The sequence below is a fragment of the Xenorhabdus doucetiae genome, assembly GCF_000968195.1.
GTDB lineage: Bacteria > Pseudomonadota > Gammaproteobacteria > Enterobacterales > Enterobacteriaceae > Xenorhabdus > Xenorhabdus doucetiae.
The window spans coordinates 2848937-2862722 of sequence record NZ_FO704550.1; the positions used below are offsets into that span (position 1 = coordinate 2848937).

Genomic DNA, 13786 nt, shown 5'->3' on the forward strand with positions numbered 1-13786 from the left:
CTAATTCATTGATTTATAAATATCTTGCAGAGACTCTGAATCAAATTGCAGTAATAGAGAGTCGATAATACATTCTTCAAGCTGACAGAGGGTGGAATGGGAAAACAGTTGATGAAGGGATAATTCAACATCAAATGCTTGTTTAATTTGCGACTGTAGCTGTAGCACCAATAAGGAATGACCGCCCAGTTCGAAAAAGTCGTCATAGCGGCTTACCCGATCCAATCCCAATAATGCTTGCCAAATGGCCGCCAATTGCGCTTCGGTTTCGCCTTCCGGTGCCGCAAATTCACGCCTTGATATGGCGGAGTGATCGGGAGCGGGCAGCGCCTTGCGATCCAGTTTGCCGTTTGGCGAGAGAGGGAAAGACGTCATCATCACAAAGGCGCTCGGTATCATGTAATCAGCGAGATGCCGGCTTAGTTGTTGACGAAGTTGAGAGATATCCGGCGTGCTGTCCGGAGCCGGAATCACATAGGCGACCAATCGCTTGTCACCGACGCCACTTTCACGGGCAACAACGACGGCTTCACGAACGCCGGTGCATTGGATCAGGCGGGTTTCAATCTCACCCAGTTCAATGCGTAATCCGCGAATTTTGACCTGAAAATCGTTGCGCCCCAGATAGGCGATGCTGCCATCCGCGAGCCAACGTCCCAGATCCCCCGTTTTATACAGCCGGGCATTAGGATCGGTACTGAATGGATCAGCAATAAAGCGTTCTGCGGTCAGTTCAGGTAAATTCAGATAACCGCGCGCCAATCCGCTACCGCCGATATGAATTTCACCGCTGACCCCAATGGGAACGGGTTGATTATGCTTATCAAGCAAATAGATTTGCGTGTTGGCTATCGGGCGGCCAATGGTGATTTGAGATTGGCTGTTATGGTTGCCCTGTTCCGGCAAAAGATTGGTGGATGCGGTTGACCAGATGGTTGTTTCTGTCGGTCCGTACAGGTTCCACAAGCCACTGACTTTTTCTTTTAAGCGCTGTGCCAGTTCGCAAGGCAACGCTTCCCCGCCGCTTAATGCCTTGATGTTTGCACCTGTCCAGCCTGAATCGAGCAGCATTCGCCAGGAAGTGGGCGTTGCCTGTACGATTTTGATATGGTGTGACGTGATCAATGCGGCTAATTGTTTTGGATCTTTCGCGGCCAGTGATGGCGCCAAGACAATGCGGCTACCGATGAATAAAGGTAAATAGAGTTCCAGGCCGGCGATATCAAAGCCAATGGTGGTGGCGGCGAGCATCGTGTCATCGGCAGTCATGTGTAATATTTCCTGCATGGAGAGCAGCAGGTTCACCACACCAATATGTTCTACCATCACCCCCTTGGGTAAACCCGTTGAACCGGACGTGTAGAGCACATAGGCCAAATGACGTGATGTCAACCCCAAATGAGCCGCGTCTAAGTTATCGTCGGCTTGGCGAGCGATGTTGGCCTGAACGGTTGGATTATCCAAAATCCAGACAGGCATTTCGGTCACAGGGAGTTTTTCTTGTAAGCCATGATGGGTTAGCAGGAGCACAGGTTCACTGTCCGACAAAACATAGGCTAACCTATCGGTAGGATATTCAGGATCGAGTGGTACATAAGCAGCGCCGGATTTTAAAATGCCCAACAGGGCAATAACCATATCCAGGCTGCGCTCCATGCAGATGGCGACACGATCATCCGGATGAATGCCCGCTGCGACGAGGGCATGAGCCAGTTGGTTAGCCCGCTGATTCAACGTCATATAACTGAGTTGAGTATTTCCATACAGCAGCGCCGTTGCCGTCGGGTTGCGTGCCACTTGTTGTTCAACAAATTGATGGATTAAGGCGTGTTGCGGAAAAGGTTTATCCGTGGCGTTAAAATCATGAATAACGTGTTGACGTGCTTGTTCATCCATCAAAGGCAAACGATTAACCGTTTGCTGTTCGTCATCCACCATCGCTTCCAGCAGAGCCAAAAGATTCTGCATAAGCTGGGAGATAAATTCCGCATCAAATACCGCCGTATCGTAATGAAAGGTATAACCGATATGATCGTCGGCTTCTAACACATTGACCATTAATGGAACGGGAACATCGGCATAGAGAGGATAGGGAAAAGGCCGCAATTGTGCATTTCCCCACGGTATCGTGACATTGTCATCTTCCGCCATCCACAGGGTGGTGAGATCGCCAATATATCGGGCTTTTTGGTATATCATGACCGTCTGGAAAACGGGGTGAACGTCTGTATGGCGTTGCAATTTCAGTTGTTCCAGCACTCTGGCGAACGGGTACTTCTGGTTTTCAATCCCTTGCCGGATGATTTTCGCTGCTTGTGTAATATGTTCCTGTACCGTCATCTCCCCGTTTATCTGGCAGCGTAAGGCAACGGGATTGATAAATTCGCCCACCAATTTTCCCCAACGGGCACGGCCCCTGCCCGGCAGGATAGAGCCGATAATGATGTCATCCGTGTCGGTATAGCGGTTTAAAAGGATTTGGTAGGCGGCCAGAAAGAGAGTAAACAGGCTGTTATCATAATTTAGCGCCAGTGCTTGCAGTTTGTGTTTCAGCGGCGGATTAATTATTTTCTTTAAAGATATTTTTCCTGTGGCGGACAGGGGGCTATTTTTAGGTGGCCATTGCTTCGGTGACCATTGAATGACAGGCAAATCGCCGGCCAGTGTGTTTTGCCAGAATTGTTGCTGTTTTTTGGCACCGGCACTGTTTAACCATTGTTGCTGCCATGCCACATAATCGTGGAAACCATTTTCTGGTGCATTTTCCAGAGGCTTGGCAGAAAGCAGGGCATCAAGTTCATCCAACAGTATCCAATAAGACCAGCCATCAACCGCCAGATGATCAAAGGTCAAAACCATGATGCTTTCTTGCGGGTTGCACTGATACCAACTGGCATAAACCCGAAGCGGATGTGCCAGATCAAATAGGTGCCAGCAGTCGTCTTGCACACGCTGCTTAAGCGTTTCTTCGTTAACGTGTTGGGCATCATGGCGGGTCAGTGTGATTTCAGAACGCTCTGCGATGCAATAACCCAATTCATCGTGGAATAGCCCAAAACTTGCTCGCAGCATCGGGTGTCTTTGCACCAATTTATTCAGGGCGGCTTCTAAACACTGAGCGGTTAAGCCTTTAATGCGGGCACAAAAGGCACTATTATTCTGACCGCGTTTATCTGGGGCAATTTGATATTGAAACCAGCGGCTGCGTTGAGCTTCGGATAAAGGGAATGATTTCAATTCTTCCGGGTAATTCATTCTATAGCTCCCTTTTTATGGGTATATTAAAAAATAAAAGCATGAGAACGGATAAAACAAAAAATCACACTTGAGTTTAAACAGATAAAAATAACCCGATGAAATAGAACATAAATCTATTTCTATTTTATGCTCATGCTGTTACTCAATATTTTTCGGGCGTATAAAGTGAAATAAGAGCCTATTTTATTAGGCTCTTTGCTATGAGCATTATTTCATTTTATTGATGTCTAACTGACCTCTTTAATATGACCATCCTCTAATTTGATAATGCGGTCGGCAATATTAAAGTAAGCATCATCATGACTGATGACCAGAACGGTTTTACCACTGGCTTTTAATTCTGGCAGCAGTTCAGTATAAAATAAGCGTTTAAACACGGGATCTTGATCGGCTGCCCACTCATCAAACAGATAAATCGGGCGGTCTTCCAAATAAGCTGAAACTAAAGCCAGTCGTTTCCGTTGACCCGCGGAAAGATGGGTGGTGGAAAAGCCGCCATCCACAATTTTAACTTTATGCGCCATGTTTAATGCTGCAATATAATGCGTTGCTTTTTCAGTGACATCCGCATCGCTATTGAGCAGTTGCTCAAACAGATGGTAATCAGAAAAAACGGCTGCAAAATGTTGACGATAATGCTCATTATTAGCCGGCGTGACTTGCACTCCATTGAGTAAAATAGTACCGGCTTCTTGCTCAAACAGGCCAACAAGTAACATGGCGAGCGTGGTTTTCCCACTGCCGTTTCCCCCGACAATAAAAACAATTTCACCTTGCGATATTTTCAAACTTAATGGACCGAGTGCGAACTGGCGATCTTCTTTATCGGTCGTGTAATGGTGGATCACCTCTTTTAGCTCAAGTGTTATTGCTTGTGGCTTGTTGAATGGATTAGGGCCTTCGACCTGTACGGACAGGGTTTCTTCCAGTTCACTGTCAAGGCGGCGCATTTTATTGAGTGAAACTTCCGCTTCCCTCAGTTCAGGAATGGCGCCGATAACTTCACTGATGGGACCGGATAAAAAGAGCACCAGCAGCGATACCGTCACCAGCGTTGATGGCTCTTGGGGAAGCCAAATCGGGACAACAAAAACGATCACACCAATGATGACATAAAATGTGACAGAACTGGCATTAATAACCCAGGCATAGCTGGAGTTTGCCTTGACGCAGACTTCTTGAAATACTTTGGCTGCCGGGGCAATCACTTTATTAATAAAAAGATGGCCTTTTTGTTTATTGAGTTGCAGCTCTTTACTACCATCAATCAGGCTTTGGAAATTAAGGTATATTTTATCGATTTGATCACGCATCTGTGTCATTAATTGTAATGGATATTTTTCCCACAGATAAAACACATACATACCGATAAGGCAGAACACAGCCAGAATGAGAAACAGTTGCCAGGACATCCAGGCTAAATAACCAAAACAGGCGATGATGAGGGTGATATTACCAAAAACTGACGGTGCCAGCATAAAGGAGTGTACGAAAACATCGACGTCTTTAGTCAAAACCGCCAATAAGCCATGCCGCCCAAGTTTATGGAGTTTTTTAAGTGGTGCCCGTAAAATTTTATTACTTAAACTTAGGCGTAATGAAAAAACAGTGGATTGGGCTAAATGAGATAATGTAATTTCCGATAGGGTTTTAGTAATAAAAAAAATAAAACAGATACCAAAAAAACTCCAAAGAAATGTATTGAGGTTAATCTTTTCTGTCACGCCTTGACTGATCATCCCGACTATCGAAGCACCGGCAAACCCACTAATTAATGCGCTTATTGTCGATACCAGCAGTAATACCCAAGATTGACGATATAAATAAGCTATTAGAGTCATAAAGAACAAGCCATTGTCGAAGGTTATAATTAATATGAAAATTCATATATCTGTTTACTCAATCCATTATGGTTGTTTTTTTCTTATCAAACTGCAAGCGTGATTTATAATATGACGATATTAATAAATATAACTGTGATGAAAACTATTCCCTGAGGTAAATGATAAATTAACTTGATTATAAAGAGAAACTATATAAATGATATAATTTAATCAGTTATATAGTTTATTGAATTTTCTTTGCATACCTCTACCTAATAGATAACAAATTGTTACTTTGTTGATTATTTATATTGTAAATTGAAATTTGGTGTCTATATAATAGCTGGCCTTGATGTGATTTCACTGATGATAATTAATGTTAGTTAATTATTTAACCTAATACTATTTTTATTTTAGCGGTGCCATGAGATTACATGGTCATTGGAATCAACAAGTTAAATCTTTTTCTGACGAGGAGAAAATAAGAAATTCAGCAATATTTCTACCGTATTATCAGGGGGACTTTAAATATTGTTTTGATGAATCCTTGACAGTCACCGTACCCACTCAGAAACAAAGGTAAAAATTGTTAATTGCAAATATAAATTTCAGATTATGGGCAAATCAGAGAGTCACGATTTATGAATAATTATTGAACGAAATTACGTCATTTCCATTATCTTCGTTTCAATACCTCTTTTTATTTATTTTTTTATGCATAAATGCTGCATAAATAGAAAGTCAGTGCATTGTTATAAATTGTGAAAGACCTCATAAAGTAAATTAATTGTGATTTAATTGTATTGACTTTGTTAAAACCCAAAGAGATTATGAGGTCAATTACTGATCAAAAAGGTTCAAAAAACGCCTGCGATAATGTCATTGGAAATTTATCGAAATAATGAATTAATAAATGAAATACAGCCATCCATGAAAAATTAAATTTAATGGTATATAAAATTAAATTTAATTTTATAGCCTAATAAATTGAGGAAAAACAAATGCCGAATGCAATTCACAGAAATTGGTTTGACCAGTATATGGTTCCCTGTTTTTCACCTGCGAATTTTATCCCGGTGGTTGCCAAAGGTTCACGGGTCTGGGATCAAAATAGTAAGGAATACATTGATTTTGCAGGAGGGATTGCCGTTAACTCACTGGGTCATGCCAATGATCAATTAAAGAATGTATTAAATTTTCAAATGGAAAACTTATGGCATATTGGTAATGGTTATACAAATGAACCCGTCTTAAAACTGGCGAAATACTTGGTTGAAAATACATTTGCAGATAAGGTTTTTTTCTGTAATTCCGGGGCGGAAGCGAATGAAGCGGCATTAAAAATTGCCCGGAAATATGCTCTGGATAAATATGGTCATCATAAGAACGAAATTATTTCATTTGAGAATTCCTTTCACGGCAGAACATTATTTACGGTGACTGTCGGCGGGCAACCCAAATATTCCCAAGATTTTGCGCCATTGCCACAGCAAATTAGCCACCTGCCATTCAACGATATCGACGCGATTAAAGCCCATATTTCAGAAAAAACCTGCGCCGTGATTGTTGAGCCGATCATTGGAGAAGGTGGCGTGATCCCGGCCAAACCGGCATTTTTGCAAGCATTGCGCGAGTTGTGTGATCAACATCAAGCGTTGCTGATTTTTGACGAAATCCAAACCGGCGTCGGACGGACGGGGTATTTATATGCCTATGAGGAAACCGGCATAGAGCCGGATATCTTGACCAGTGCCAAGGGGTTAGGGGGTGGGTTCCCGATTGGTGCCATGTTGGTTAGGCAGCATATCGCAGAGGTATTCCAGCCGGGAACACACGGTACAACCTTTGGCGGAAACCCACTGGCGGCAGCCGTTGCCAACACCGTCGTCGAACTGGTGAACCAGCCGGCGTTCCTTGCCGGGGTGCAGGAACGCCATCATGAATTTATGCAACGGATGTCCGATCTCAATCAACGTTATCCGGTATTTAGTGAATTACGGGGCAAAGGGTTATTGCTGGGTGCTGAGCTGGTTGAAAAATATCAGGGCAAGGCGAAAACCCTGACCAATATCGCTGCGGAAGAGGGATTAATTGCCCTGATAGCCGGCCCCAATGTGTTGCGTTTTGCGCCTGCGTTAAATATCGAACCGCAGGATATCAACGACGGTTTCATCCGCCTTGAAAACGCCCTTAAGCGATTTGTTCAGGAATAGAGCCGAATTGGGGTGAGATCATGATGCTATTTAGATCCGTTCAACATGAAGATTTAGAGGATATCCTCAATCTTTCGTCCCGTGCTGGCGTTGGCCTGACGACATTACCCAGTAATCAGGAATATCTGACGGCACGGATTTCACGCAGCATTGATTCTTTCAACAATGCAAGGGGACGAGCACAACAAGGGTTTTTATTTACCTTGGAAGACACGGAACAGCATCGTGTTGTTGGCGTCAGTGCGCTGGAAGTTGCGGTGGGGCTGGAGGAGCCTTTCTACAATTTCCGCGTACATAAATCAGTACGGGCTTCCCGCGAATTGGGGGTTTACAACACCTTTGAAACGCTGGTGGTCGGGCAGGATTATACCGGATGCAGTGAATTGTGTACGTTGTTCCTTGCCCCTGATTATCAGGGGGGAGGCAATGGGGTGTTTCTTTCCCGAAGCCGATTTCTGTTTATTTCCGCATTCAGGCACCTGTTCCCGCAATCTATTTTTGCGGAAATGCGTGGAGTGGTGGATCAACAGGGTGAATCGCCATTTTGGAATGCCCTTGGCAAACATTTCTTCACGGTTCCCTTTGCACAAGCTGACTATTTGACTGGCATTGGCTGCAAAACGTTTATTGCCGAGTTGATGCCGTTTCATCCGATTTATGTTCCTTTGTTGCCAGAAGAGGCTCGTCAGGTCATTGGTCAGGTGCACGAAAATACCTTGCCCGCCCGTGCCATCTTGGAAAAAGAGGGATTTGCCTATCACGGTGCGGTCGATATTTTTGATGCGGGCGCCATCCTGGATGCTGAGATTGACAATGTACGCACAATCAAAGCCAGCCGGATTGTGCATGTTAAAAGAAGCGATTCGGTTTCCCGATCATCGGCGGGCACACAGTACATTGTTTCTAATCTGAATTTTCAGGCATTTAGAGCGCTCCTGTTGAATATTTTTGCACCTCTGGATAGCGATGAATTGCCGCTTACCTCCGCCGAAATGGAGGTACTCCAGGTGGATGATGGCGATCCGGTACGCTTCGTTTCTCTTTTCTCTTAGGTGTATTCACAATTAATACTTTGTCATTAAGGGCTTTTGCCATTAAAGGATTTCACAATGAATCATCAAGCAAATTACATTGGCGGTGCATGGGTAGCAGGGCAAGGTCTGCCTGTCGTTAAATATTCTCCTGTCGATCAACAGGTTTTATGGCAGGCGAACGGCGCGTCTGCCGATCAGGTAGGGGCAGCCTGCCAGTCCGCCCGCCAAGCGTTTCTTGCCTGGTCCAGATTGGCGGTGGAAAAACGCATCGCGATTATTCAGACCTTTGCCGGTTTGCTGGCGCAAGAAAAAGAAAAGATGGCTCAAGTCATTAGCGAGGAAACCAGCAAGCCCCTGTGGGAAACCCGGACAGAAGTCCAGTCCATGATTGGCAAGATCGCCATTTCGCTTGAAGCCTGGGCGCAACGGACGGGGTACTCTGAAACACCCATGCCGGACGGGAAAGCGATATTGCAGCATCGTCCCCACGGCGTGATGGCAGTCTTCGGCCCCTATAATTTCCCGGGGCATTTACCCAATGGGCATATTGTCCCGGCACTGATTGCCGGTAATACACTGGTGTTCAAACCCAGTGAATTGACGCCAATCACCGCGGAGAAAACCGTAGCATTGTGGATTAAGGCGGGATTGCCTGCCGGGGTGCTGAATCTGGTGCAAGGGAGTAAAGAAACGGGGGGCGCTTTGCTGGACAGTCGTGAAATAGATGGTGTGCTGTTTACCGGCAGTGCGGCAACCGGCTTTCACTTCCACCGCGTATTAGCCGGCCAACCGGAGAAAATGCTGGCGCTGGAGATGGGCGGTAACAATGCCCTGATTGTGGATGATTATGACGATATCGACGCCGCCGTTTACACCATTATCCAGTCGGCCTTTATCTCCGCCGGGCAGCGCTGTACTTGTGCCCGCCGGTTGCTGGTGAAGCAAGGGGAAAGGGGCGATGCCTTAATCCAACGGTTACTTGAGGCCAGCGCCCAGATTGTCCCCGCTCGTTGGGATGCTGATCCCCAACCGTTTATGGGCGGCGTCATCTCGTTGGCCGCCGCGCAAAGTTTACTGGAAGCGCAATCCAAATTGTTGGCCTTGGGCGGGGTCGCGTTGCTCACCTTAACGCAGCCTGATCCACATTCAACGTTGATGACGCCGGGCATCATTGATCTGACCCATGTCAACGCGATCCCGGATGAAGAATATTTCGGCCCCCTGTTAACGGTAAGGCGGTATACCACGTTCGACGAAGCCATCGCGCTAGCGAATGATACCCGGTTTGGGCTGGCATCGGGGCTGATTTCGCCTGATGCTGGTCTGTTTGAAAGGCTATTACAAGAGGCGAGGGCGGGGATCGTGAATTGGAATAAGCCGCTGACAGGGGCATCCGGCAAAGCCCCGTTTGGGGGAATTGGGGCATCCGGCAATCACCGCCCCAGTGCCTATTATGCCGCGGATTATTGTGCCTGGCCGATGGCTTCCCTGACCGCTGAAAGTGTGGTTTTGCCTGCAACACCGACACCAGGGCTTGATTTTTTTCATTCATCAATCGGAGGTGAGAGGTAATTATGTCAGGTATTGAAGCCAATTTTGATGGTCTGGTGGGCATGACCCACCATTATGCCGGCCTGTCAACGGGGAATAAGGCGTCCATCAATCATCGGGGGCAAGGGTCCAATCCCCGTAAAGCCGCACTTCAGGGATTGATGAAAATGAAAGCGTTGTCTGATATGGGGCTGGTACAGGGGGTTTTGCCCCCGCAACAACGTCCTAACCTGCCGGTATTGCGGCAACTGGGGTTTACCGGCAGTGACGAACAGGTATTAAATAAAGCCGCCCGCTATTCCCCATTATTGCTGTCCAACCTCAGTTCCGCCTCTTCCATGTGGACGGCAAATGCGGCGACGGTTTCACCTTCCGCAGACAGTGCGGATCAGCGGGTGCATTTCACGGTGGCAAATTTAAATAATAAGTTGCACCGTTCGCTGGAAAGCTCCACGACTTCACGGGCCATGAAAGCCACTTTTCCGGATCAAAACTGTTTTGTGCATCATGATCCGCTGCCACAACATGCCGATTGGGGAGATGAAGGGGCGGCGAACCATAATCGTTTTTGCGGCGAATATGATGACGCGGGCGTCCAGTTATTTGTCTATGGGCGCAAGGCGTTGCAGGAAGGGGTAGCACCTGCGCGCTACCCGGCACGGCAGACACTGGAGGCCAGTCAGGCTATTGCCCGCCTGCATCAGCTTGAAGACGACAGAACCATCTTCGCCCAACAAAGCTCGGTTGCTATTGACAGCGGGGTGTTTCATAACGATGTCATCGCCGTCAGCAACCGCAATGTGCTTTTCTATCATCAGCAGGCGTTTTTACATCCGCAGTCCGTATTGACTGAGTTGAGGGAAAAGATGGCCCGGCTTGGGCACGCCTTGATTGCTATTGAAGTGCCGACAGAACAGGTCAGCCTTCAGGATACCGTCAGTTCTTACTTATTTAACAGCCAGTTGTTGAGCCAGCCGGATGGCAACATGATGCTGATTTTACCGGAAGAGTGCCGGCAGAATCACAATGTCTCGGCATATCTGCAAGCATTGATTGCGCAAGGAAATTCTCCCATCACACAGCTCCACTTTTTTGACTTGCGGGAAAGTATGCGTAATGGCGGTGGGCCGGCGTGTTTGCGGCTCAGGGTGGTTTTGAACGAACACGAATTGGCCGCGGTCAATCCGGCTACCTTGATGACACCAGAACTGTATCAACGTCTGACGACATGGGTTGAACGCCATTATCGCGATGCTCTGTATGTCGCTGATCTCGCTGATCCCCAGCTATTGAGAGACGTTTACGCTGCCCTTGATGAACTGACGCAGATCCTCAAATTGGGTTCGATTTATGAGTTCCAGCGTTAATCGGGAGATGAAATGGATTTACTGACGCTATTACTTAACAACACCATATTGCCGGAAAACAAAATTGAAAATAATGTGTGTTTTCCGCCCACCATCACATCAACCTGGTTGGCAGAAGGGGTATTGCAACTGTTGCCGCAAACATCATCGCAACGATCACCGCAAGAGATCCCTCCTGATACGTTGATTATCTCAGCGGGCATTCATGGTAATGAAACGGCGCCCGTGGAAATACTGATCCAGATAGTGTCACAACTGGCGCAGGGAAATCTGCCATTGCAGCACAACCTTCTGTTGGTATTTGGCAATTTACCCGCCATGCGTGCAGGAAAGCGCTATCTTGAGCAAGATCTCAACCGCATGTTTGGCGGCCGTTACCGAAATTTTCCGTTGGGAAATGAATCAAACCGCGCGAGGGAACTGGAATCGGTTATCCGCCAATTTTTTAATCAACCCGCAGTGATGGCATCAACGAAACGCAGGCACCTTGACCTTCACACCGCCATCCGGGGTTCCTGCCATGAGCAGTTTGCGCTGTTGCCCTATCAGGCACGTGAATATGCCGCGGATTTTTTACAATGGCTGGAAGACAGTAATATTGATGCGCTGGTCTTTCATAACACAGCCGGGGGGACGTTCAGTCACTTTACCAGCGAATATTTCAATGCGGACAGTTGCACGTTGGAAATCGGCAAGGCGCTGCCTTTCGGGCAAAACGATCTGGCAAGGTTCAGCAATATGACCGCGGCCTTGCAGGATTTGATCGCCGGCCGGTTTTCCATCAAACGGGATAAACCGGCGCTTAAACGCTATCGTGTGGTGGATGCCATTATCAAACAACATGAGAGTTTTCAGCTCAATATCCCCGAAGACACAAAAAACTTTACTGAATTACCGCAAGGTTTTGTCATCGCCCGCCAGCAAAATCAATCCTGGAAAATCACCTCACCTGCCAACTTTATTCTGTTTCCTAATGCGCATGTGGCGATTGGGCTGCGGGCAGGACTGTTGTTGGAGAAATATTGTTGTTAGAAAAAGATTAAGGTTAGAGAAATTCACATAATCAATGTATAAAAACGCAAACCGTAGAGGTTATTGATGACGAGATCATTAAAAACACCCGTAGAGGAACCATCCGTCGGTGCGCAGAAACTTCACCGTGGATTAGGTAAGCGCCATGTGCAGTTGATCGCTATTGGGGGTGCTATTGGCACGGGGCTGTTCATGGGAACAGGAAAGACGATTGCCGTATCAGGAACGTCAATTATCCTGACTTATCTTTTGATTGGCTTTTTCGCTTTTATGGTCATGAGGGCAATGGGGGAACTGTTGCTCACCAAATTAGATTACAGAACGTTTGCTGATTTTGTCGCAGATTATCTTGGCGATAAGGCCAGTTATTTTCTGGGATGGACTTATTGGATGAGTTGGATTGTCAGTTGCATCGCCGATGTTGTGGTGTGTGGTGGCTATATCCAGTATTGGTTCCCGGACAGTTGGCTTTGGTTAACGGCACTGTTTATCTTGGGATTGATGTGCTGGTGTAACTTTTTCTCAGTCCGGCTGTTTGGTGAGGCGGAATTCTGGTTTGCCATGATCAAAGTGGTGGCGATAGTTGCCCTGATTGTCGTGGGTGTCGGTATGGTGATTGTGGGATGGAACTCACCCAATGGCGTGACAGCCTCAGTCCGTCATTTGACGGAGCCTGACGTATTCCTGCCAAATGGTATTTTCGGCTTTTTTGCCGGTTTTCAAATCGCCATTTTCTCCTTTACCGGGATTGAGTTGGTTGGCACGGTAACGGCTGAAACCAAAGAGCCGGAAAAAATCTTACCCAAAGCGATCAACAGTATTCCCATCAGGATCATTATTTTTTACGTACTCTCCATGATGTGCATCATCGCGGTGACCTCATGGCCACAAATTTCACCGGAAATCAGCCCATTTGTGACGTTATTTGCACTGGCCGGGTTACCTGCCGCCGCTGCGGTGATCAACTTTGTGGCACTCACTTCGGCCATGTCTTCAGCAAACAGTGGGTTATATGCCTGTACCCGAATGCTTTATGGCCTGTCTACCGAAAAACTGGCCCATCATAAATTCGGGCAACTTTCCATAAGCAGCGCCGTTCCGGTATTCAGCCTGATATTCTCCATTCTCTGTATGGCAAGCGGGGTATTCCTGCTGTTTCTTATTCCTGATGTGATGAAATTATTTACGATTGTGACAACCGTAGCGGCTATTATGGTGATTTACAGTTGGTGCATGATCCTGCTTGCTTATCTGGCTTACCGCAAGCAACGACCTGATCTGCATAAAAAATCCATCTATAAAATGCCGCTGGGCATTCCGATGACCTGGTGTACTTTGCTATTTTTTGCTTTTACGGTGGTGATCATGGTATTTGATTATGACACCCGTGTTGCGTTATATGGCACACCCTTGTGGTTTGTGATATTAGAAATCTTATGGCGAAGAAGAAAATATCAAGAACAACTACGGAGAGAAATAACAAATTAATTCATTTATTAAATCTGTAT

The 13786-nt window shown here is 46.5% G+C and carries 8 protein-coding genes; 6 read left to right on the forward strand and 2 right to left on the reverse strand.

The window, feature by feature from the left end; genetic code table 11:
* The gene (locus XDD1_RS12315) at positions 1-3255 is read right to left on the reverse strand and encodes a non-ribosomal peptide synthetase (RefSeq protein ID WP_045971558.1); all 3255 of its coding nucleotides are present in this window, start codon (positions 3253-3255) and stop codon (positions 1-3) included.
* Positions 3256-3485: 230 nt separating this feature from the next.
* Positions 3486-5099 (reverse strand): cyclic peptide export ABC transporter, encoded by a 1614-nt coding sequence (locus tag XDD1_RS12320; RefSeq protein WP_045971560.1) that lies wholly within the window; start codon positions 5097-5099, stop codon positions 3486-3488.
* 983 nt (positions 5100-6082) lie between these two features.
* On the opposite strand from XDD1_RS12320, the gene XDD1_RS12325 reads away from it, so the two are divergent.
* The 6 genes from XDD1_RS12325 to XDD1_RS12350 all read left to right on the forward strand — a co-directional run bounded on the left by XDD1_RS12325 (position 6083) and on the right by XDD1_RS12350 (position 13766).
* The gene (locus XDD1_RS12325) at positions 6083-7294 is read left to right on the forward strand and encodes an aspartate aminotransferase family protein (RefSeq protein WP_084721026.1); all 1212 of its coding nucleotides are present in this window, start codon (positions 6083-6085) and stop codon (positions 7292-7294) included.
* A 23-nt stretch (positions 7295-7317) separates the two neighbouring features.
* Positions 7318-8346 carry an arginine N-succinyltransferase gene (astA, locus tag XDD1_RS12330; protein WP_231854516.1) on the forward strand — a complete coding sequence of 343 codons (1029 nt, stop codon included), beginning with the start codon at positions 7318-7320 and terminating at the stop codon, positions 8344-8346.
* Between the two features lie 57 nt (positions 8347-8403).
* Positions 8404-9900, forward strand: a complete 1497-nt coding sequence (astD, locus tag XDD1_RS12335) for a succinylglutamate-semialdehyde dehydrogenase (RefSeq protein ID WP_045971565.1) — start codon at positions 8404-8406, stop codon at positions 9898-9900.
* 2 nt (positions 9901-9902) lie between these two features.
* Positions 9903-11246, forward strand: coding sequence for an N-succinylarginine dihydrolase (gene astB, locus XDD1_RS12340; RefSeq protein WP_045971567.1), 1344 nt, complete (start codon positions 9903-9905; stop codon positions 11244-11246).
* A gap of 12 nt (positions 11247-11258) precedes the next feature.
* Entirely contained in the window at positions 11259-12278 is a 1020-nt protein-coding gene (gene astE / locus XDD1_RS12345) for a succinylglutamate desuccinylase (protein WP_052705700.1), read from the forward strand.
* Positions 12279-12344: 66 nt separating this feature from the next.
* Positions 12345-13766 carry an amino acid permease gene (locus tag XDD1_RS12350; protein WP_045971569.1) on the forward strand — a complete coding sequence of 474 codons (1422 nt, stop codon included), beginning with the start codon at positions 12345-12347 and terminating at the stop codon, positions 13764-13766.
* The last annotated feature ends 20 nt before the right edge of the window (positions 13767-13786 follow it).

Excerpts from the sequence above, each read along its gene's own strand:
- astD (WP_045971565.1), top strand. The coding sequence starts at position 8,404 with ATGAATCATCAAGCAAATTACATTGGCGGTGCATGGGTAGCAGGGCAA.
- XDD1_RS12350 (WP_045971569.1), top strand. The coding sequence starts at position 12,345 with ATGACGAGATCATTAAAAACACCCGTAGAGGAACCATCCGTCGGTGCG.
- astE (WP_052705700.1), top strand. The coding sequence starts at position 11,259 with ATGGATTTACTGACGCTATTACTTAACAACACCATATTGCCGGAAAAC.
- astB (WP_045971567.1), top strand. The coding sequence starts at position 9,903 with ATGTCAGGTATTGAAGCCAATTTTGATGGTCTGGTGGGCATGACCCAC.
- XDD1_RS12320 (WP_045971560.1), bottom strand. The coding sequence starts at position 5,099 with ATGACTCTAATAGCTTATTTATATCGTCAATCTTGGGTATTACTGCTG.
- astA (WP_231854516.1), top strand. The coding sequence starts at position 7,318 with ATGCTATTTAGATCCGTTCAACATGAAGATTTAGAGGATATCCTCAAT.
- XDD1_RS12315 (WP_045971558.1), bottom strand. The coding sequence starts at position 3,255 with ATGAATTACCCGGAAGAATTGAAATCATTCCCTTTATCCGAAGCTCAA.
- XDD1_RS12325 (WP_084721026.1), top strand. The coding sequence starts at position 6,083 with ATGCCGAATGCAATTCACAGAAATTGGTTTGACCAGTATATGGTTCCC.